18 protein-coding genes are annotated in these 20,822 nt (G+C 66.7%); 8 read left to right on the top strand and 10 right to left on the bottom strand.

Annotated elements, in window-relative coordinates; all coding sequences use genetic code 11:
• Positions 1-65 precede the first annotated feature (65 nt).
• Entirely contained in the window at positions 66-758 is a 693-nt protein-coding gene (locus QNO08_RS00620; protein ID WP_349774900.1) for a hypothetical protein, read from the top strand.
• On the top strand, positions 755-1,489 hold the full coding sequence (locus QNO08_RS00625) for a hypothetical protein (RefSeq protein WP_229966588.1): 735 nt from the start codon (positions 755-757) through the stop codon (positions 1,487-1,489). Before QNO08_RS00620 ends, QNO08_RS00625 begins: the two co-directional genes overlap by 4 nt.
• Before the next feature lie 227 nt (positions 1,490-1,716).
• On the opposite strand, the gene QNO08_RS00630 is transcribed toward QNO08_RS00625, so the two are convergent.
• The 4 genes from QNO08_RS00630 to QNO08_RS00645 form a co-directional block, all read right to left on the bottom strand.
• The gene (locus QNO08_RS00630) at positions 1,717-1,992 is read right to left on the bottom strand and encodes an HPr family phosphocarrier protein (protein WP_229966589.1); all 276 of its coding nucleotides are present in this window, start codon (positions 1,990-1,992) and stop codon (positions 1,717-1,719) included.
• A 70-nt stretch (positions 1,993-2,062) separates the two neighbouring features.
• Positions 2,063-3,772, bottom strand: a complete 1,710-nt coding sequence (ptsP, locus tag QNO08_RS00635) for a phosphoenolpyruvate--protein phosphotransferase (protein ID WP_229966590.1) — start codon at positions 3,770-3,772, stop codon at positions 2,063-2,065.
• Between the two features lie 30 nt (positions 3,773-3,802).
• On the bottom strand, positions 3,803-5,965 hold the full coding sequence (locus tag QNO08_RS00640; RefSeq protein WP_229966591.1) for a PTS fructose transporter subunit IIABC: 2,163 nt from the start codon (positions 5,963-5,965) through the stop codon (positions 3,803-3,805).
• Positions 5,965-6,996, bottom strand: a complete 1,032-nt coding sequence (locus QNO08_RS00645; RefSeq protein WP_229966592.1) for a 1-phosphofructokinase family hexose kinase — start codon at positions 6,994-6,996, stop codon at positions 5,965-5,967. The genes QNO08_RS00640 and QNO08_RS00645 overlap by 1 nt, the downstream gene beginning before the upstream one ends.
• Before the next feature lie 350 nt (positions 6,997-7,346).
• Here QNO08_RS00645 and QNO08_RS00650 point away from each other — a divergent pair, with 350 nt between their 5' ends.
• From QNO08_RS00650 to QNO08_RS00660, 3 genes are all read left to right on the top strand, one after another.
• Complete coding sequence (locus QNO08_RS00650; protein ID WP_229966593.1) at positions 7,347-8,003, top strand: alpha/beta hydrolase; 657 nt, start codon at positions 7,347-7,349, stop codon at positions 8,001-8,003.
• A 129-nt stretch (positions 8,004-8,132) separates the two neighbouring features.
• On the top strand, positions 8,133-8,408 hold the full coding sequence (locus QNO08_RS00655; RefSeq protein WP_229966594.1) for a GlsB/YeaQ/YmgE family stress response membrane protein: 276 nt from the start codon (positions 8,133-8,135) through the stop codon (positions 8,406-8,408).
• 165 nt (positions 8,409-8,573) lie between these two features.
• Positions 8,574-9,323: a hypothetical protein gene (locus tag QNO08_RS00660; protein WP_229966595.1), complete on the top strand. Its 750-nt coding sequence runs from the start codon at positions 8,574-8,576 to the stop codon at positions 9,321-9,323.
• A 130-nt stretch (positions 9,324-9,453) separates the two neighbouring features.
• Here the strand turns inward: QNO08_RS00660 and QNO08_RS00665 are convergent, their stop codons facing one another.
• Entirely contained in the window at positions 9,454-10,707 is a 1,254-nt protein-coding gene (locus QNO08_RS00665; protein ID WP_229966596.1) for a DUF445 domain-containing protein, read from the bottom strand.
• A gap of 248 nt (positions 10,708-10,955) precedes the next feature.
• Here QNO08_RS00665 and QNO08_RS00670 point away from each other — a divergent pair, with 248 nt between their 5' ends.
• The 3 genes from QNO08_RS00670 to QNO08_RS00680 are packed head-to-tail and all read left to right on the top strand — an operon-like array spanning position 10,956 to position 13,714.
• Positions 10,956-12,797 (top strand): glycoside hydrolase family 15 protein, encoded by a 1,842-nt coding sequence (locus QNO08_RS00670; RefSeq protein WP_269439199.1) that lies wholly within the window; start codon positions 10,956-10,958, stop codon positions 12,795-12,797.
• Positions 12,794-13,189: a DoxX-related protein gene (locus QNO08_RS00675; RefSeq protein WP_229966598.1), complete on the top strand. Its 396-nt coding sequence runs from the start codon at positions 12,794-12,796 to the stop codon at positions 13,187-13,189. The genes QNO08_RS00670 and QNO08_RS00675 overlap by 4 nt, the downstream gene beginning before the upstream one ends.
• A 9-nt stretch (positions 13,190-13,198) precedes the next feature.
• Positions 13,199-13,714: a metallophosphoesterase family protein gene (locus QNO08_RS00680; RefSeq protein WP_229966599.1), complete on the top strand. Its 516-nt coding sequence runs from the start codon at positions 13,199-13,201 to the stop codon at positions 13,712-13,714.
• Positions 13,715-13,789: 75 nt separating this feature from the next.
• On the opposite strand, the gene QNO08_RS00685 is transcribed toward QNO08_RS00680, so the two are convergent.
• The 5 genes from QNO08_RS00685 to pta form a co-directional block, all read right to left on the bottom strand.
• Positions 13,790-15,133: an MFS transporter gene (locus tag QNO08_RS00685; protein ID WP_229966600.1), complete on the bottom strand. Its 1,344-nt coding sequence runs from the start codon at positions 15,131-15,133 to the stop codon at positions 13,790-13,792.
• A gap of 241 nt (positions 15,134-15,374) precedes the next feature.
• Positions 15,375-16,559 carry a zinc-dependent alcohol dehydrogenase gene (locus tag QNO08_RS00690; protein WP_229966601.1) on the bottom strand — a complete coding sequence of 395 codons (1,185 nt, stop codon included), beginning with the start codon at positions 16,557-16,559 and terminating at the stop codon, positions 15,375-15,377.
• A 101-nt stretch (positions 16,560-16,660) separates the two neighbouring features.
• On the bottom strand, positions 16,661-17,170 hold the full coding sequence (locus QNO08_RS00695) for a hypothetical protein (protein ID WP_229966602.1): 510 nt from the start codon (positions 17,168-17,170) through the stop codon (positions 16,661-16,663).
• A gap of 134 nt (positions 17,171-17,304) precedes the next feature.
• Positions 17,305-18,462, bottom strand: a complete 1,158-nt coding sequence (locus QNO08_RS00700; RefSeq protein ID WP_229966603.1) for an acetate/propionate family kinase — start codon at positions 18,460-18,462, stop codon at positions 17,305-17,307.
• Complete coding sequence (gene pta / locus QNO08_RS00705; protein WP_229966604.1) at positions 18,462-20,534, bottom strand: phosphate acetyltransferase; 2,073 nt, start codon at positions 20,532-20,534, stop codon at positions 18,462-18,464. The genes QNO08_RS00700 and pta overlap by 1 nt, the downstream gene beginning before the upstream one ends.
• Between the last annotated feature and the right edge of the window lie 288 nt (positions 20,535-20,822).

The following is a 20,822-nucleotide window of genomic DNA, read 5'->3' on the forward strand; positions in this document are numbered from 1 at the left end:
GAGAAACCAATCGGCGGGAGTCGCCCGTGGCAGTGTCTGCCAAAGCTTTTCAGAGCTGGCGCTCTATGATGGCTCCGCGCGAATCAACGGCGGACCTTTGCCGGATGGCGGGCATCAAACGCTCGACTTTGGCGCAGCAGCTGGTCCGCGGAAAAGTGTCGGAAACCACCGTCGTACGGGTGGCCAGGGCCTGCGACCAAGATCCGGTGGCGGCACTCTCATACTTTGAGGAGTACCGGGATCTGCTGGCCGGTTCCCGCCCTCCGACCGCCGGCGAGCTGATCAGCCAGGTGTCCTACATCTGCATCCTGCAGCTGCTTGTGGCCCGAAGCCTGGAGCCGCTTCCGTCCCCCGGCGAGCTTCCTTCCCTGTGTTCCTATCCGCATCGGAACTCGGTGCGGGCCTGGTTTGAAGCCGTCGACCCCGGGGACCTGCGGCAGCAGCTCAGTGCCCGGAGCGGTGTGGCGCCGCAAAACCTCTCCGCCCAGCTCACCGCCGGCCGGCTGGCCACCGAGCTCGCCGTTGAAGCGGCCCGTCTGGCCGGGGTCTCGCTGACCAGCGGACTGGTGGCCACCGGCCTGCTCACTCCTGACGAGTGCGGCTGGCCGTTGAATGGGCGCGAGCGGGCACTGGCTGAGTTGTCCGACGCGGACCTGGTGTTTCTGGCACGGGACCGGCTGGATACTCTTGGGAAAGCGTTGAAGAAGTTCGAAAACGACGAGAAAAACAACTCAGCACTCTTGGAGCAATTGGGATGACATTACAGTGGACCGCCTTCGGGGTCACGGCTTTCTTCGCCCTGCTTCGGGTGCCCGGCGTGATCCGGGGTGAAAACCGCGGCATATTTGCCGCCCTGGTCCTCATGGCATTGGCGGTGGCGCTTGGCATTCCCTTCTTTTACCTTTCGCTGGATGCGCTGCTGGGTGGAGTGAACATTACGAATCTAGTCATCCGGTACTCGCTGTTTGCCATCTTTCTGATCCTCGGCCTCAAACTTGCCGCCGCCTTTAACTCGCCACGCGCCCGCTGGCTGATCGGCGGACCCGTGGGGCTGAGCGTCCTGGCGGCGGCTGTGGCGGCAGCGGCCGTGCTCTTCGTCATCAGCGACCTGCCGGAATCTTCCACGGCCCTTGAGGCGTATCGGGGCCAGAACACCGTCCTGGCGTACAGCGACGTCGGAAGGGTCTACACGGCTTATGTTGCGGCGTGCCTGGCACCTGCCCTGTCCGCCTACGCGGCTGATTCCCGACGGCGATGGGATATCCGGCTCAGTGCCGGTCTCATTTCACTCGGAATGGCGGCTGTCGTCATCCACTCCCTGCTAAGCGTGGCGCTGTGGGGCCTGGAGCGGGGTGCCTGGGACTTCCTGCTGAACTATGGGGCAGTCATCGTGGTAGCGCTTGGGCTGACCATCATGTGGAACTCACGCCGGGTTGCCAAAAAGAACCCGGAGCTCGGCTCACTGGCGACGGTATTGGGTTCCAGATAAAGAATTGGTATCGGGCATTCACATTTTCATCATCCTGTGTCAGAATTATGATTATGTAACATCCGCTGCCTGTGGGGGGTCAGCGTGAGGTTACGACCGAAGCCAGCGGATTATGTCCGCTGGCTTCGTTGTATCCGTTCACTGGAATAACGGTGGACGCATCAAGCGGGAGCTGCCGGGTCACCGGGAGCTCCCGCTTTATTCATTTACCGTCGAATGCGGCGCTCTTACGCGTCGAGGTCGGTTTCCAGGATTTTAACCAGGGCGTCGAGGGCGTCGTCGGCGCCTTCGCCCTCGGCGCGCAGCACCACTACGTCACCGTTCGACGCCCCCAGGCTCATCAGCGAGAGCATGCTGGCTGCGTCCATTGCTTCCTCGGCAGGCTCCCCCTCCATCGCAATGGTGACGTCCACGGGCTGCGCCGCCGCGGCCTCGGCGAAGATCGATGCCGGGCGTGCGTGCAGGCCCACGCGGCTGGCAATTGTGGCTTTCCGTTCTGGCATTGGGATTCCTTCCGGTTGTACTCATGATGTGGTGGATGGGAGATGGCCGCACCGGGTGGCGGGGAAGCTGTCACAGGCCCAGCTCTTCCAGTCGGCTGAGCCGGCTGCGCACGGCGGTCCGCGCCTCGGCAGCTGAGGCGGCGGCCAGCGCAACAGAGGCCAGCTCCCGCGCTTCGCTGATGGTGACGGAGGCCAGGACCGCCCCCACGCCCGCCAACGCCCGCGGTGTCATGGACAGCGTATTCACGCCCAGCCCGGCCAGCACGACGGCAAGGGCAGGGTCCGCCGCTGATTCGCCGCAGACGCCCACATTCCTGGGTGCTGACCGGGCGTCCGGCCCCGCCGCGGCCTCGGCGGCGCGGGCGCCGTCGACAGTGCTCTTGATCAGCTGCAGGACTGCGGGCTGCCAGGGGTCGTTCAGGGTTGCCAGGGGTCCAAGCTGCCGGTCTGCTGCCATCGTGTACTGAGTGAGGTCGTTGGTGCCGAGCGAGGCGAAACGCACCTTGGCCAGAATCGCCGACGCCATGACGGCCGCGGCCGGGACCTCTATCATTACGCCGGGAACGGCCAGCCCTGCGGCGGTGCACTTGACCGCAAAGTCGGCGGCTTCCTCCGCCGTCGAAATCATTGGCGCCATCACCCAGACGTCGGCCTCGTGGGCGCCCCCGGCGATGGCGATCGCCTCCAGCTGCCGGCCCAGCACGCCCGGGGAGGTGCTGTCGGTGCGGTACCCCCGCACCCCCAGCGCCGGGTTGGGTTCGGTGGTGTCGGTGAGGAACGGCAGCGGTTTGTCGGCGCCGGCATCCAAGGTGCGGACCACCACCTTTCGGCCGGGAAAGGCGTCAAAGACAGCTCCGTAGGCCTCTACCTGCTCCTCCACGCTGGGCTCGGATTCCCGCCCCAAAAAACAGAATTCCGTGCGCAGCAGGCCGATGCCCTCGGCCCCCGCGACGGCGGCGGCGCGGGCATCCTTGCCGGAACCCACGTTGGCGAGCAGCGGAACGCGGTAGCCGTCCGACGTCGTGCCCGTTCCGCTGAACGGCGGCAGGGAAACCCGGGACGCGTACTTCTGCGCCGCCTCCCGCTCGGCGGTGCCGGGGTCCACGATGACGGTGCCCGAAGCCCCGTCCAGATACAGGCTGGCGCCGTCGGTTATGGATTCGGCGTCCACCGCACCGACCACTGCCGGCAGCCCCAGGGAGCGGGCCAGAATGGCGGTGTGGGACTGCGGACCGCCGCCCGAGGTGACCAGGCCGATCACCTTGGCGGGATCGAGCGTGGCCGTGTCCGCCGGAGCCAGTTCGTCGGCGGTCAGGATGAACGGAACGTCGGAATCCGGGATTCCGGGGGCAGGAAGCCCGTCCAGCCGGGCGACGATCCGGGACCGGACGTCCAGGACATCCTGGGTGCGCTCGGCCATGTAGCCGCCCAGGCTCTGCAGCATTGCCGCCACTTCCAGCCCGGCCTCCCACACCGCCCGGTCCGGAGCCATGCCGGCATTGATGTGCTTGCCGGCGGCCTTGAGCAGCATCGGGTCCGTGGCCATCATGGCCGTTGCATCCAGCACGGCTTTGGCGTCGCCGGAGGCCGTTTGGGCACGGTGCCGCAAGTCAGCGCGCACCTCTTCGGCAGCATCCTTCAGGCGGGCCTTTTCGCCATCAACCGTGCTGTCCGCCCCGAACCTGGCGTCAGTCGGCGGCTCGGGCACCGGCGGCGGCATCCGCAGTGAGGGGCCCAGCACCCGCCCGGCACTGACTCCGATTCCCTTGATGGTCCGCATCAGTGTGCCTCTCCATGGGTAAGGGGTGCGTTACGCAACGACCGGCTCCTCGGTTTTCTTGGAGGTCGTGAGCCGCTTGAGGGCCACGTACATCAACCCGCCGGCAACCATTCCGGCGAGAATGGCAACAATAAACATCAGCACGTTGCCGATCGCGAAGAAGACGAAGATCCCGCCGTGCGGTGCCTGCGACGTGACGCCGGCAGCCATGCAGATGGCCCCTGCAACGGCGCCGCCGACCATGGAGGACGGGATCACCCGGAAGGGGTCCGCTGCGGCGAACGGAATGGCGCCCTCGGAAATGAACGCCGCACCGAGCAGCCACGCGGCCTTGCCGTTCTCCCGCAGGGCCATGCTGAACTGCTGCTTGTCAACGACGGTGGCCAGGGCCATGGCCAGCGGGGGCACCATGCCCGCAGCCATCACGGCGGCCATGATCTGCCATGGGGCCTGGTTCTCGAAGCTGCCCTCGCCGAGCCCGGCAACCGCAAAGGCGTACGCCACCTTGTTGATGGGCCCGCCCAGGTCCGATCCCATCATCAGGCCCAGGACAATGCCCAGGACGATGGCGGCTGCCCCGGACAGGCCGGACAGCCAGTCGTTCAGGGCAAGAGTGAGCCCGGCGATGGGCCCGCCGAGGACCAGAATCATCAGCCCGGAGGCTATGAGGGAGGTTATCAAGGGAATAATCACCACCGGCATCAGACCGCGCAGCCAGGTTGGCACCCCCCAGCTGCCCACCCATTTGGCGACAAACCCGGCCAGCAGGCCGCCGATCAGGCCGCCGATGAACCCGGCATCCATGAACAGCGCGACGGCACCGGCAGTGAACCCGGGGGCGATGCCCGGGCGGTCGGCCAGGGCGTAGGCAATGTAGCCGGCCAGCGCCGGAACGAGGAAGCCCAGCGACAGGTTGCCGATTTTCCAGAAGACGGCGCCCAAATAGCCCAGCAGCCCTTCGGGGCCGGGGGAGAAGAGGGTGTTGCCGTCCAGGATGACGTCGCCCGTCAGGACATCGTCATCGTTGGCGAGCGAGAGCTCGTAGCCGCCGAGCAGGAACCCCAGGGCAATGAGCAGGCCGCCGCCGGCCACGAAGGGAATCATGTAGCTGACGCCGGTGAGCAGCGCACGCTTGATCTGGCTGCCGAAGCCCTCGCCCTCACCGCCCTGGGAGGCGCGTTCCTCGCCGCCGTCCCCGCCGCCGGCAACCTTGCGGGAATTGGGGTCCTGGGCCGCGGCAATGGCTTCGTCGATCATGACCCCGGGCTCATCGATGCCCCGCTTGACCGGGCCGCTGACCAGCGGCAGCCCGGCGAACCGGCCCTTGTCGCGGACGTCGACGTCGGTCGCGAAAATGACGGCGTCGGCGTTCCGGATAACCGAGGAATCCAGGGGCGTTGACCCGGCCGACCCCTGCGTCTCCACCTGCAGGTCGATTCCGCGTTCCGCTGCCGCTGCCGCCAGCGAATCCGCGGCCATGTAGGTGTGGGCGATTCCGGTGGGGCACGCCGTGACAGCGACCAGGCGCCTGATCGTGCCGCCGGCGGCCTGGCCGCCGGTTTGGTCAGCGGGTTCACTGCCGCGGCCATTCCCCCCGCCGCCGGCCGCAGCTCCGGATTCGGGGCCGCCTGCGGTGTGGGCGCCGCCAGTGCCACCTGCGGCTGCACTGGCCCCGGCTGCACTGGCGCCGGTGACGCCGGCTGCGCCCGACGACGTTCCCGCCTGCGATTCCGGCACGGGACCCAGGCCCAGGGCGCCGTCCACCAGGTTGACGATTTCCTGCGGAGACTGCGCGGTCCGCAGTGCCCCGGTGAAATTCTTCTTGATCAGGGATCGGGCCAATTTGGCCAGCAGCTGCAGGTGTTCTTGGTCAGCGCCTTCCGGTGCGGCGATGAAAAAGACGATGTCCGCCGGACCGTCCTTGGCGCCCCAGTCCACCGGAGGATTGATGCGGGCCATGGCCAGCGTGGCTTGGGTGACGGCCGAGGAGCGGCAGTGCGGAATGGCGATGCCGCCGGGAACGCCCGTGGCAGTCTTGGCTTCACGTGCCATGGCATCCGAATAAAGCTCGTCGAAGCTGGTGGCGCGGCCGCCTGACACGACATTCCTGACCAGGTGCCGGATCACTTCGGCACGCTCAGTCCCCAGGTCCTGGTCAAGTGTGACCAACTCAGGTGTGATGAGTTCAGACATTAGTCTTGCTCCTTAGTGGATGCAGCCTCTGCGGAATCATGGTGCGGCGCTGAAACCGGGCCCGCTATTTCAGTCACGGTCACGGCGCCGGGATCGGTTTGGGCGAGAGTGGGTACCGTGGTGCCCGGCAGCGCTGCGGCCGCCGCCCCGTGGGCAACAGCTTGGCGCAGACAGTCCCGCGGCGGGGCACCGGCGACGTCGGCCAACAGGAAGCCCGCCAGCGCCGAGTCCCCGGCGCCGACGGTTGAAACAGCCTCAACGGGCGGCCGGGTGGCCTGCCAAGCACCCTCGGCAGTGACCAGCAGCGCTCCCTTGGGCCCCAGGGTGGCCAGAACCGCCCCGACCCCCCGGGCGATCAGGGTTCGCGCCGCAGAGACAGCCAGCGAAGGATCCTGTTCGAGCTCATCCTCTGTGCCGATGCCCGTCACTTCCGCCAGCTCCTCCGCATTCGGCTTCAGCAGGTCCGGTGCGGCGTTATGGAGGAGCGCCCCGAGGAGCGGAGCACCGGAGGAATCAATGGCTATCCGCGGCGCCCGTTCGCCGAAGCGCTGCCGGACGGCATGGGCCACGAGGGCATAGACATCCGGTGAGGCGCCCGGCGGGAGGGAACCGGCGAGCACCAGCCAGGACGCCGGGGAGCCGTCCTCTCCGGCCGCGCACGTCGTGACCAGCAGGGAAATAAGACCTTCCTGTTCCTCGGCATTGAGGGGAGGCCCCGGCATGTTGATCTTGGTTGTGGTTCCGTCCGGTTCGGTGAGCGTGATGTTGCTCCGGAGCCTGGCCGGGATGGGGAAGTTCGCGTAGCTGACACCGGCGGTGCGGAGCCCGGTCATCACCGGGTCGTTGTCCTGGCCGGGAAGGACGGCAACGGATTGGAGGCCGGATGCCGTCAGCGCCCGGCACACGTTGACACCCTTGCCGCCGGGATCCTCGCTGATGGCAGCGGCGCGCTGAACGGCGCCGCGGACCAGCGTGCCGGGCAGCACGACTGTCCGGTCCAAACTGGGATTGACGGTGAGGGTGACGATCATTGAACCACCATTATTCGAGATCCTGGGGGTGCCGCGGATCGCCTCTGCGGTGGGCGCTCTGCGGCGCAGTTGCGGGGAGGGAACCAAGGGCAGGGGCTCGGCGGGGTCGGACGGGGCTCCGTGGTGAGGCCCCTCCAAGGGCGTGGAGGACAAAACATGAACACCTGCAATCTGTGGCCTATGCCACGTCTGGTGCACTCAATTGACTGTATTTTGGTTGATCGGTGATTGCAATGGGCTGCCATCCCAGCGCCCTCCGGGGGTCCAAACGGGCGGATTCATGAGGGTTGATGCGGGTTTACCGGGTAGGTGACACTGATCGTGCGGGCTCTCATGGCTAAGGTGGGGGCATGGAAAACGTACGCTGGTCCGCGGGCCCTGATGCCCGTGCCGGGACCCATCTCTTGGTGATGCTTCACGGATACGGCGCCGACGAAACCGGCATGGCCGAACTCTTTCCGTCCCTGCCTGCCGGGGTGATCGGAGCCGCGCTGCGGGGCACGTTCCCGGTGGGGGATACCCACGGCTGGTACCTGCTGGATCCCTCTCTCCGGGCGGACACCGCCGAGGTGCTCGAGGCTGCCACCGGGCTCCTGGCACGGGTGGACCGGATCCGCGCCGAGGGATCCTTTACCGGTGTTTCACTGCTCGGATTTTCGCAGGGCATGGCGATGGCAGTGACGCTCCTGCGGCTGCGGCCGGCGGGATTCAGCGCCGTCGTCGGGCTGTCCGGTTTCGTGGCCGAGAACGAGCTGCTGGCCATGGCCGAGCCGCTGCCCGAGCCGGTTCCGTTCTTCTGGGGGCGGGACCGCAACGACTGGGTCATCAATGAGGATGCGATTCTTCATACCCGGAATTGGCTGCAGGAGAATACGTCTTTGACGGCGCGGACCTACCCCGGGATGGGACACTCCATCGGGGCGGAGGAGGCCCGGGATGTGGGCATCTTCCTGCGGCGTTATGTAGCACCCTCAGCGCATGAGGACGCGGAATACAAAGCCTGCTAACATTGATTGGGGGAGAAATAAAATCAGATTCAACTACTACCTAAGCATGCTTATGAAGTAGAGTGGAAGAAAGCGCGGCCCACAGGTCGTTCGAATTATCACTCGTTCACACAGCAAGGAGTATTCATCATGGGTTTCATTGCTTTCCTTATTCTGGGTCTTATCGCCGGTGCAATCGCCAAGGCCATCCTTCCGGGCCGCCAGGGCGGCGGCTGGATCGCTACTCTCGTTCTCGGCGTCGTCGGCGCCCTGCTGGGTAGCTGGATTGGCGGCGCAATCTTCAACAAGGGCACCGACATCTTCTCGCTGACCTCGATTGCCACGTGGATCTTCGCGATCCTGGGTTCCCTCATCGTTCTCGCGATCTACGGCTTTGTTACTCGCAAGAGCAGCAACCGCGCGTAGTTTCTGAACTCCGCACCACGGGTGCGGGATTCATGCAGTCAAAGCGGGGCCGGCGGATTATCCGCAGGCCCCGCTTTTGCTGTACCGGCCTCGCGTAGGCTGGTTAACCGGGCGCGGTGCGTGCACCGGTTGCCCCCAGAGTTCGAGTCGAAGAGGAGCGTTGCCGTGGGTTTTGCATCCAATCGTGCCTTCAAGGTTGCCGGAGGTGCCGTCTTCGAGAAGGACGGAACACCCAAAGCCTCCCTCCTGAGGGCGATGGAGCGGGCGGTCGAGGTCCAGCGGCCCCTTGTCCTTGCCAACATCCGCAGGCTGCAGCGCAAGCATCCCGACGCGACGCCGTCGGAATTGGTGTCGATCATCGAGAAGCACTACCTGGCCACGGTGACCGGAGGGGGCGCGGCAGTCGGGGCGACCGCCGTCGTGCCCGCCATCGGCACCATGGCGGCGCTGGGGCTGTCGGCAGCCGCAACCGTGGGGTTCCTCGAGGCCACTGCGCTGTTTGCCCAGTCCGTGGCGGAGCTGCACGGGGTGCAGTTGCTGGATCCGGAACGGTCCCGCACCATGGTCATGGCCATCATGCTCGGTGAAGAGGGGACCGCCATGATGCAGTCCGTTGCCGGCCGGGGCGGCAAGCCCTGGGCGAGTTCCCTGGGCGGCATGTCCTCCGGGCTGATGGGCGGCGTGGGCTCCTCCATCCGCAAACAGTTCATGAAGCGCGTGGTGGCCCGGCAGGGAACCGCCATGCTCGGGCGCGCGCTGCCGCTGGGAATCGGCGCGGTGGTGGGCGGTGCCGGCAACCACGCGATGGGCAAGGGCGTCATCAAGACGGCTCGCAAGGCCTTCGGCCCGGCGCCGGAGACGATCAGCGGTGAACTGGCCGAGGACCTTCGCAAACTGCCGGACAGCCCGGCCTAATCCCCGGACCTATCCCCACCACGCTCCCTTCAGGACGGGCCGTCGCCTGCGGACGGCCCGTCCTGAAACTGTGTGCCGGCGTTGACGGTGCTGTTTGGCCGAATAGTGCTGCCTGACCGGATAGTGCCGCCTAGCCGAAAACGGCGTGGGCGATGGTGAAGATGACCAGCCCCGCCAGCGAGCCGACCACGGTGCCGTTGATCCGGATGAACTGCAGGTCCTTGCCCACTTGGAGCTCGATCTTTTCGGACGTTTCCTGCGCATCCCAGTGCTCAACCGTTTCGGTGATCACGGCGGCAATGTCGCTGCTGTAGGTCTTCACCAAATAGCCGGCGCCGTCGGCGATCCAGTTGTTCACCTTCGCCGCGAGCTCAGCATCGGCGGCCAGCCGGCGGCCGAAGTCCTGCACCGCTGCCTTGAAGTTGCGCGTCAGTTCACTGTCCGGGTCATCAACGGCCGTGGTCAGGGCGTTCTTGATGGTTGCCCAGGTCTGGGTGATGAGCTGCTGGACCCGGGGATCGTCGAGGACCTGCTCCTTGATCGCATCAGCCTTGGCCATGACCTCCGGATCCTCCTGAAGGTCCCGCGCCAGGCCCTTGAGGTAGTTGTCCAGGGCGCGGCGCAGTTCGTGGTTCGGATCATCCTGCACGGCGCGCAGGAAGCGTCCCACTTCCACCTGCACACGGTCTCCCACCAAGTCATCCACAAAGGACGGAACCCAGGAGGGTGAGCGCTGGGTGACCAGCTCGGAGATGACGTCAGGGTTGGCGGCCACCCAGTCGTTGATGCTGTCCACCACCAGGTTCACCAGCTGGTGGTGGTGCCCCTCCTCGAAGACGCGCTCCGCCACGCGGCCCATGGGCGGCCCCCAGGGCGGATCAACCACGTGCCGCCGGAACATGGACTCGAGGACGCTCTTGACGGCGTCGTCGTCCAGGACCCGCAGGATTCCGCGGATGGCTGCCGACCCTTCGGTGGCCACCCGGGCCGCGCTTTCCGGGCGTTCCAGCCAAGCCCCGGCCTTCTGTGCCAGTTCCATGGATCCAAGCTTCTGCCGGATGACCTCCTCGGAGAGGAAGTTGCTCTCCACGAACTGGCCCAGTGACGCACCGATCTGGTCCTTCTTGCGGGGAATGATGGCCGTGTGAGGAATTTTCACTCCCATCGGGTGCTTGAAGAGCGCGGTGACGGCAAACCAGTCCGCCAGTGCGCCCACCATGCCGCCCTCGGCCGCCGCACGAACGTACTGCAGCCAGGGATAGCGCTCCTGCAGGGCAAAGGAAAAGACGAAAACGACGGCGAGCGCCACCAGCAGGCCGGTGGCGAGCATTTTCATCCGCCGAAGGCCGGCGGCGCGCTGGACGTCGTCGAGCAGGACACTCATGCGCGGGCTCCAACGGTCCGGATGCGCCGGATGCGCCGGATGCGCCGGACGCGCCGGACGGGAGGTGTCGAAAGTACGTTCAAAACCGCTCCTCGTGCTTGTGCCGGTTCGTGTGCCCCGGGCCAGTTGGTTCCGGGACAGGAACCATCCAGACAATCTAATCAGTCTGCTGGGCAGGGTGCCATGCGGGCAAACGCAGGGCGGCCGCCGGCATCCTAGGACTGGCGGCAGCACTGTGGTTGAGTGGAATGATGGCTGCTCCCATCGAGGACTATGCGCTGGTTTCGGATCTGCACACCGGCGCCCTGATTTCCCGCCGCGGGAGCATCGACTGGCTGTGCCTGCCCCGGTTCGATTCGCCGTCGGTGTTCGGCGCCCTGCTGGGGACGGAGGAGCAGGGCCGGTGGCTGCTGGCGCCGGAAGCGGAAGCCGCCGTCGTGCACCGGAGCTATCTCCGATCCACCTTCATCCTGCAGACCCGCTGGGCCACCGACACCGGAAGCGCCCTGGTTACCGAGTTCATGCCGGTTGGCGACCGGCGGGCCTCGATCGTCCGGCGGGTGGAGGGAATCAGCGGCACCGTGGACATGCGCCAGGAGTTGGAGGTGCGCTTCAACTACGGGACGGTGCTGCCGTGGATGCGGCGCCACCCGTACCCGCACGGCAAACTGCTGCTGGCCATCGCCGGCCCCAGCGCGCTGGTGCTGCGCGGGGACAACCTGCCCGTGGCCAAGGACCACCGCCACGCGGGAAGGTTCAGCGTGGCGGCCGGGGAGCGCGTTGACCTGGAGCTGACCTGGTACCGCTCCCACACCGAGGTGCCCGATCTGATCGACGTGGACGCCGCCTTGGCGTCCACAACCGCGTACTGGGAGACGTGGGCGGCGCACTGCGAGCCCGCCCGGCAGTACCTGCCGGCGGTCCTGCGCTCGCTGCTGGTGCTGCGGGCACTCACCCACGAGTCCACCGGCGGCATCGTGGCGGCCCCCACCACCTCGCTCCCTGAAATCGCCGGCGGGGAACGGAACTGGGACTACCGCTACTGCTGGCTGCGGGATGCGGCGCTGACCCTCGAAGCGATGCTGGGGCACGGATACGCGGATGAAGCCCTGCACTGGCGGAACTGGCTGCTGCGCGCCGTGGCCGGGGATCCGGAGGACCTGCAGATCATGTATGCCGTGGACGGCGCGCGGGACCTGCCTGAGCGCGTCCTGACACAGTTCTCCGGTTACGGCGGGTCCGCGCCCGTTCGGGCGGGCAACGGGGCGGTCTCCCAGTACCAGGCCGACGTCGTCGGGGAGGTGATGGTGGCACTCGCCAGGCTGCGGGATCACGGGGTGGCGGAGGACCATTTCTCCTGGCCGTTGCAGCGCGCGCTGATGTCCTTCCTGGAGCGTCATCTCGACGATCCCGATCACGGCATCTGGGAAATGCGCGGCGAACCGCAGTACTTCACGCATTCCCGCGTCATGATGTGGGCGGCCTTTGACCGCGCGGCCACTGCGGCCAGGACCTACGGCCTGGATGGGCCCGTGGACCGGTGGGATGCGCTGCGGGACGGGCTGCGCGACGAGATCATGAACCACGGCTTCAACCGGGACCTGAACTCCTTCACGCAGTCCTACGGCAGCACCGAAGTGGATGCTGCCCTCCTGCTGCTGCCCCAGGTGGGTTTCCTGCCGCCCGACGACGACCGCATGCTCGGCACCGTGGCGCGGCTGGAGAAAGACCTGCTCACAAAATCCGGCCTGCTGCTGCGGTATGCCACCGAAGCCGGCCTGGACGGGCTGGAGCCCGGCGAAAACCCCTTCCTGGCCTGCAGCTTCTGGCTGGTGGAGCAGTACGCCGCCACCGGGCGCATGAAGGAAGCCACCGCCCTGATGGATCAACTGGTGGGATACTCCAATGAACTGGGGCTGCTGAGCGAGGAGTACGATCCGGTGAACAACACCATGGCCGGGAACTTTCCCCAAGCCTTCTCCCACCTGGCCCTGGTCCGGGCCGCTGATGCACTCAACGCCGTCGCCTCGCCGGACCGGACAGCCACGGCGCCGACCGGCGCCGTTTCCTCGAGCGAAAGAAGCACATGAACCGTCAAAGCCTTTCCGCTGCCGCCATGGCATCCCTGCTGACCGCCAGCGCCGTCAACCACTTCCGCAACCCGGGGTTCTACAACGCAGTGGTTCCCCGGAGCATCAGCACGGACGCCGGCGGACAGCTGGGCGTGCTGACGCGGCGCCAGTGGACGCACCTGAGCGGCGTTCTCGAGTTCGCCGCCGCCGCAGGACTCCTGCTGCCGGCCACCCGCCGCACCGCCGCCACCGGGACCACCCTGATGTACGTGGCGTTCATTGCAGGGCACCTCAGCGCCCTGCAGCGCGCCTTCGGCCCCCGCGGGTCCGATCAGCAGAAGGCCATCCACCTGGCCCGCCTGCCGCTGCAGCTTCCGTTGATCCGCTGGGCCTGGAGCCTGCGCCGCTAGGGGCCGGGGATGGCTGTGAACCTGCTGGTGCTTTCCGATACGCACCTGCCCAAGCGGGCGCGGGAGTTGCCGGATCCGCTCTGGCGGGACATCGAGGCGGCCGACGCGGTGGTCCACGCGGGCGACTGGGTCAGCGAAGATTCGCTCACTGAAATGCTGCAGCGGTCCCGCCGCCTCATTGCCTGCTACGGCAACAACGACGGCGGAGCGCTGCGGACCCGGTTGCCGCTGGTGGCCACGGCCACGGTGGAGGAGGTGAGGCTCGCGGTGATCCACGAAACCGGTTCCGCAGCGGGCCGGGAGAAGCGCATGGACGAGCAGTTCCCGGACACCGACCTGCTCGTGTTCGGGCACAGCCACATCCCCTGGGACACGGTGACGCCGGGCGGCCTTCGGCTGCTGAATCCGGGCTCCCCGACGGACCGGCGCCGCCAGCCTTTCTGCACCTACCTGCGGGTCACCGTGGACGGAAAAAGCGTCACCCCGGAGCTGGTCCGCCTCCCGCCCCGGCAACCGGTCAGATAAAACGAGCACCGCCCCGCCTGCCCGGGCAACCGGGCGGGCGGAGCGGCGCTCGCAGGGGGCTGGGCCGGGCCGCGGTTAGGCCGGGACGGTGTCCTTGTCGAGGGTTTTCCTGCTGACGTTCCGGCGGCTGCTGCGCAGGCAGGCAATGGCCGCGCCGCCCACCAGCATCGGAACGATGAAGAGGAAGTAGAGGTTGCCGGGCTCCCAGCCGCCGTCGATCAGCGAGCCGGCGAGGATCGGGGAGATGATGGCACCCACCCGGCCCATGCCGGTGATGAACCCGACCGCCGTGGCGCGTACGTCCGAGGAATAGTAGACGGGACCGATGGAGAACATGCCGGCGATGCCCGCGTTCACCAGGAAGCCCAGCAGGGCGGCCGCCAGCAGTGCCGTGGGAAGCGCGCCGGTGGAAACCGCGTAAACCCCGAACCCGCCCGCAGCGAGGACAAAGAACGTGACCAGGACCCACTTGACGGCGAAGCGGGCGGCGATCAGCCCGAAGACGATGGAGCCGATGATCGCGCCGAGGCTGAAGAGCACGCCGGCGTCGATGCCGTCCTGCGCCGTGAAGCCGCTGGCCGTGACCAGCTTGGGCGTCCAGGAGTTCGCGAAGTAGAAGCTGGCCATCAGCATCATGAAGGCGACGGACAGGAAGACCGTGGTCGCGCGGTATTGGCCGGAGAACAGTGCCTTCCAGCGTGAGCCGACGGTCAGCGCGGTGCCCTGGGGGATGACGGGCAGTTCGGTGATCCGCGGCTGGTCCAGGCGGGCCAGGATGCGGTTGGTCTTGTCCAGTGCGCCGTCCGGACGCTTGGTCATCAGGTAGTCCAGGGACTCGGGCAGGAATTTCAGGATGAACGGGATCATGGCGAGCGTGATGATGCCGCCGAAAATGAATGCCGCGTGCCAGCTGTAGGCCGAGATGAGGATGCCCGCGATGATGCCGCCCAGCATGCCGCCGATGGGCTGTCCGGCGCTGTACAGGCTGATGGAGGTGGAGCGCCGCTTCGCCGAGGAGTACTCGGAGACAAAGACGTTCAGGCTCGCCTGCATGGTGCCGATTGCCAGTCCGGTGATGAAGCGCAGGGTGAAGAGGATTTCGTAGCTCGGCGCGAAGGCAGAAGCGAACATGCCCGCGGAAATCACCACCGCACAGATGAGGATGGTTTTCTGCCGGCCGATGATGTCCGCCACCTGGGCCACCAGGATCGAGCCGACGGCCATGCCGAAGAGGGCAGCGGAGAGCAGCATGCCCAGCTCGGCGCCGCTGAGGTCCCAGTGCTCGCTGATCGAATTGGCGCTGAACGCCATGACCAGGACGTCAAAGCCGTCGATCATGTTCAGGGCGACGCAGATGGCGACGATGCCAAACTGCATGCGCTTCATGGGAGCCGCCTCGATGCGTTCCTTGATTTCCATGGGCTTACCTAACTCTTGCTCGTGCGGCGACTGCGAGCTGCAGTGTTCGCATAGTGAACGGATGTTCTCTGAGAGAACCGTAAATGAGTGTAGGGCCACATGGGGGTGTGGTGTTAATTACACGAGCGGGTGGCTGTGAAGTGCGGCCACGGGTCGGTTGGGCCGCGCCAGAGTCCCGGGTTAAACGACAAAAGCCAGAACCCTGGCCGGGTTCTGGCTTTTGACGGTTGTTCCGCGGAAGTTAGTTCATCCCGGGCTGGAAGACCACCTTGATGCAGCCGTCTTCCTTCTTCTGGAACTTCTCGTACAGCTCCGGAGCGGCCTCGAGGCTGGCCTGGTGGGTCACCAGGTTGGTCACGCCCAGCGGATCGGCGGAATCCTCGACCAGCGGCATCAGGTCATCGGTCCAACGCTTGACGTTGCACTGGCCCATGCGCAGGGTCAGCTGCTTGTCGAACATGGCCATCAGGTTCATCGGGTCGGCCGTGCCGCCGTAAACGCCGCTCAGGGACACGGTGCCGCCGCGGCGGACGGCGTCGAGTGCTCCGTGCAGGGCAGAAAGGCGGTCCGTGCCGGCGGTTTCCATGGCCTTTTGGGCCAGCTTGTCCGGGAGCAGGCCGACTACGGTCTGGGCGGCCTTGCCAACGGGGGAGCCATGGGCTTCCATGCCGACGGCGTCCACGACTGAGTCCGGGCCGCGGCCGTCGGTCATTTCACGCAGCTCGTCCGCGACGTCCTTGTGCAGGTCCAAGACCTCCACGCCGTACTGGCCGGCCAGGTCCCGGCGTTCGGCCACGGGATCGACACCGATCACCCGGTAGCCGAGGTGGGTGCCGATCCGGGCGGCAAACTGGCCAACCGGGCCCAGTCCGTAAACAGCCAGCGTGCCGCCGTCGGGCACGTTGGCGTACTGCACGCCCTGCCAGGCGGTGGGGAGGATGTCGGAGAGGAAGAGGTAGCGGTGGTCCGGCAGTTCCGAGCCCACCTTGATGGGGCCGTAGTCGGCGTGGGGCACGCGCAGGTACTCGGCCTGCCCTCCCGGAACGGAACCGTAGAGTTCGGAGAATCCAAAGAGCTGCGCTCCGGAGCCCTTTTCGCGGACCTGGGTAACTTCGCACTGGGTCTGCAGCCCCTGGCGGCACATGAAGCAGGTGCCGCAGGCGATCTGGAAGGGGATGACCACCCGGTCGCCCTTCTTGAGGCTGGTCACTGCGGAACCGACCTCTTCCACGATGCCCATGGACTCATGGCCGAGGATGTCCCCCTCCTTCATGTACGGCATCAACACGCCGTACAGGTGGAGGTCTGAGCCGCAGACGGCGGTGGACGTGACGCGGATGATGGCATCGGTTGGTTCCTGGATCACCGGATCCGGAACGGTCTCGACGCTGACGGACTCTTTACCCTGCCAAGTTACTGCTCTCATGTGCGAACCTCCTGCTAGTAGCCCTGAGTGCTTTGAATGTAACCTCATTGTGGCAAATAGTAAGGTTGCTGACAAAGTGCCCGGCGGCTCGGCAGGTCCGACTATCGTTTACGCGGCTGGAATCCCCGGTCCGGGAGCATCAGTGGATCCCTCTGCCGAAAGGCGCGTTCGGCAGCCTCCTCATTGGTCAGGGGGCGGCCCGGGACTGCCGGTTCCGGCACGGCAGCGCCCGGATCTGGCCGGCAGGCCGGAAGGCTCGGCGGCACCAGGATCTCGACCGGCACCACACCGCCCTGGTCGGAGCTGGGCAGTCCGGACCACCCCTGTCCCGGGCCGGCGGCGAGGGCGCCGCCGCTGACCGCGGCATCGGCGCCGTCGCGCAGCAATTCGAGGGCGTCCCGATCCACGTGCGCAGCCCGGAGCAGATTCACACTCACCGCGGCTCCCAGGGTGCCGGTGTGGGTCAGGATGTTCACCAGGGTCGGATAGGTGGCCGCGGTGAGGCACCCCCGCACTTCCAGGGAAGCCAGGCGCAGGTGGGTGTCAATCCGAACCAAGACTCGAAGCGCGTGGTCGGATGTCAGGTGTTCCCGTGAGGTTGTGCTTTCCATGAGATCCTCCCCAAGCTGGTGGCAGGCGGCCTTTGCTTGACCGGGTACCTGACGGTAACGGAAATAACGGCGAGATGTCAGCCCTGGCCGGCGGTTACCGGCTCTGCACTCGCTTTCGTCCGAGTATGTGCCCGTTACCCGCTCGGTGTGCCGGCCGGCAGGGTGGAATCCCGGGCCACCGTGTCGGCGGTGGCTTCAGCGATTGCTTCCTCTTCATCCGTCGGCACCACCAGCACCGGAATGGCCGATTCGGCGGTGCTGATCAGCCGGGCTCCGGATTCCCGTTTCCGGTTCGCAGCGCTGTCCAGCACGATGCCCAGGGCGCCCAGCCGGTTCACCGTCATTTCGCGGAACTCCCAGGCGTTCTCACCGATTCCGGCCGTGAACACCAGGGCCTGTGCTCCGCCGACCGCCACATGGTACGCACCGATGTACTTCGCCAGCCGGTACGATGCGACTTTCAGCGCGAGGGCCGCTGCCTCATCCCCGCCGGCTGCCGCCTCCGTCAGCGTCCGCATATCCGATGCTCCGCCCAGCGCCAGGAGGCCGGATTCCCGGTTCAGCAGTTTGTCGAGCGAATCGGCGTCATACCCTTCGCGCAGCAGGAACACCAGGATGGACGGATCGACGTCGCCGCTGCGGGTGCCCATGACCAGCCCCTCCAGCGGCGTGAAGCCCATCGACGTGTCGATGCTCCTGCCCTGCTGAATCGCCGCAGCCGACGCTCCGTTGCCCAGATGGGCAATGACGGCGTTGAACTCGCCGGGCTCGATGCCCAGGAAACGCGCCGCGGCCGGAGCCACAAACCCGTAGCTGGTCCCGTGAAAGCCGTAGCGGCGGATGCCGTACTTCCGGTACAGGCTGTTCGGGAGGGCGTAGCGCCAGGCATGCTCCGGCATGCTCCGGTGAAAGGCGGTGTCGAAGACCGCCACCTGGGGGATCTTGGGCCATTTGTCATGCACGGCCCGGATGCCGCGGGCGCTGGCCGGGTTATGCAGGGGCGCCAGCGGGCTGAGGCGTTCGATCGACCGGACAATCTCGTTGTTGATGAGGACGGGCGCGCTGAAGCGCTCGCCGCCGTGCACCACCCGGTGCCCGACGGCGTCGATGCTGCGGCCGCCGAGGACGTCGGGCAGGAGCCGGCTCAGCTGCTCCAGGGCCGCGCCGTGGTCCGGCACCGCCTCCTCGCCGATCCGGTCGATGATGCCCTTGGCCAGAAGTTCACCGCTGGCGGTGTCCCGCACCTGGTACTTGAGGGAAGAGGATCCGGAATTGATGACCAGTACCAGCATCAGGCGTCCTGTGCCTGGACCGCGGTGATGGCCACGGTGTTGACGATGTCCTCGACTGTGCAGCCGCGGGAGAGGTCGTTGACCGGTTTCCGCAGTCCCTGCAGGATCGGCCCCACCGCCACCGCGCCGGCGGACTGCTGCACGGCCTTGTAGGTGTTGTTGCCGGTGTTGAGGTCCGGAAAGATGAACACGGTGGCGTGTCCGGCCACATCCGAGCCCGGCATCTTCGAGGCGGCTGTTGTGGCGTCCACGGCGGCGTCGTACTGGATGGGGCCCTCCACCGGAAGGTCGGGGCGGCGGCTGCGGACGATTGCGGTGGCCTCCCGGACCATTTCCACCGATTCGCCGTGCCCCGAGGCACCCGTCGAATAGGAAAGCATGGCCACCTGCGGCTGCACTCCGAACCGTGCGGCGGTCTCGGCCGAGGCCAGGGCGATGTCCGCCAGCTGCTTGGCATCCGGATCCGGATTCACGGCACAGTCGCCGTAGACCAGCACCCGGTCCTGCAGCAGCATGAGGAAAACCGAGGAGACGATGTCCACACCCTCCTTGGTGCGGATGAATTCCAGCGCCGGACGGATGGTGTTCGCAGTGGTGTGGGCCGCACCGGAGACCATTCCGTCCACCCGTCCCAGGTGGACCATCATGGTGCCAAAGTATGCCCCGTGAAGCATACGTTCGCGGGCGTCGTCGAGGGTGACTCCCTTCTTGGCCCGCAGGACCGCGTATTCGCGCGCAAAATCGTCCCGCAGCGCACTTGTGGCCGGGTTGATGATGGAGGTGCCGCTGAGGTCGATGCCCTCGCTGGCGGCCAGGTCCCGCACTTCCCCCTCCGGTCCCAGCAGGGTCAGCGTGCAGACGTCCCGGCGGTGCAGGATTTCCGCTGCCCGCAGGACCCGGATGTCCAGGCCCTCGGGCAGGACGATGTGTTTTCGCTGCGCGCGTGCCCGGACGATCAGCTGGTTCAGGAAACGAAGCGGCGTAATCTTTTCCGGGCGGGGCAGCTCCAGCCGCTCCAGCAGCTCGTCCTCGTCGACATGCCGGGTCCACACCCCGAGGGCCGCCGCGACTTTGCGGCGCTGGCCGGACGATATTTCCCCGCGCACCCGGCTGACCTGCCGCGCGGCAGTGTAGGTGTCGACGTCGACGGCAAACACCGGAAACGGGGCCTGGGACAGCAGCGCCAGGATTCCGGGATCGATCGGCAGGCCGCCGGTGAGGACCATGCCGCTGGGTACGGGAAACTCCGGCGCGACGGCAGAGGCCAACGCGGCCACCATGACGTCCGCCCGGTCGCTGGGCGCGATCACCAGGTTGCCGTGGTCCAGCTGGGAAATGAAATTGCCGACGGTCATCGCGGCGACCTTGACGCCGACGACGTCGCGCTCCAGCGAGGCGCTGCCCGCCACCTGCCGGGCGTGCAGTGCCTTGGCGACCTCCGACATGGACGGCTGGGAAATCTCGTTCACTTCGGGCATCACGTACACCGGCCTGCCGGACGCGCCCGGGCGGACAGCCGAGCGGATCTCCTCCACCGCGTCCGGCTGCGAGCGGTTGACCATCATGGCCAGGAGGTCGCACCGTGCCGAATGCAGTTCCCGCCGGGCCACGTCCACGGCGTCGGCCGTGTCCCCCACCGTCATCTCCCGGGCGTTGACCACTGCCACCACCACCGCGCCCAGGTTGTTGGCGAGCCGGGCGTTGAGATCGAACTCGAGCGCGACGTCGTGCCCCGAAAGGTCGGTGCCCTCGATGATCACCACGTCGCAGCGGGCGGCCACTTCGTTGTAGATGGCCATGCACCGGGCATCCACTTCCCCGCGTTCCCCGGCCACCAGCAGCGAACGGAGCTCGCGGCGGGTGAGCCCGCCCCGGCTGGTTTCGGAGGTGAGGTTGAACTTGCGCTGCATCAGCCGCACCATGGGGTCCTGCGCCGGTTCGGTGCCCTCCACGATCGGCCGGAAGAAACCCACGCGGTCCGCGTGGCGCAGCAGCATGTCCGCCAGGCCGAGGGTGACAAGAGACTTGCCGGACCCCGGGGTCATGGCACTGATATAGATTCCGCGGGCCATGGTGTTGTCCGATCTGTGGGCTTGAGGAGCTGAAATTTCAGTGCCTCGTGCTTGGTTGTGGCTGCCTGCCGGGTGGCGTGTTTTTTGGCTGCAGATCCTGCCGGTGGCGGTGGTCGCGCGCCGGCACTGCGGGATACTGTGGCCAAGGACACCTTCACCTTCATATCCTCCCAAAAGGGTCGATCGGTGGCTAGCGGACAGCCGGCGCAGCGGCCGGAATCAGCAACCCTGTGGTCTCGGGTGGACTGCAACATCTCACATGGTGAGATTAAACTGGAGGGTATACCG

It is taken from the genome of Arthrobacter sp. zg-Y820 (genome assembly GCF_030142155.1).
Classification (GTDB): domain Bacteria; phylum Actinomycetota; class Actinomycetes; order Actinomycetales; family Micrococcaceae; genus Arthrobacter_B.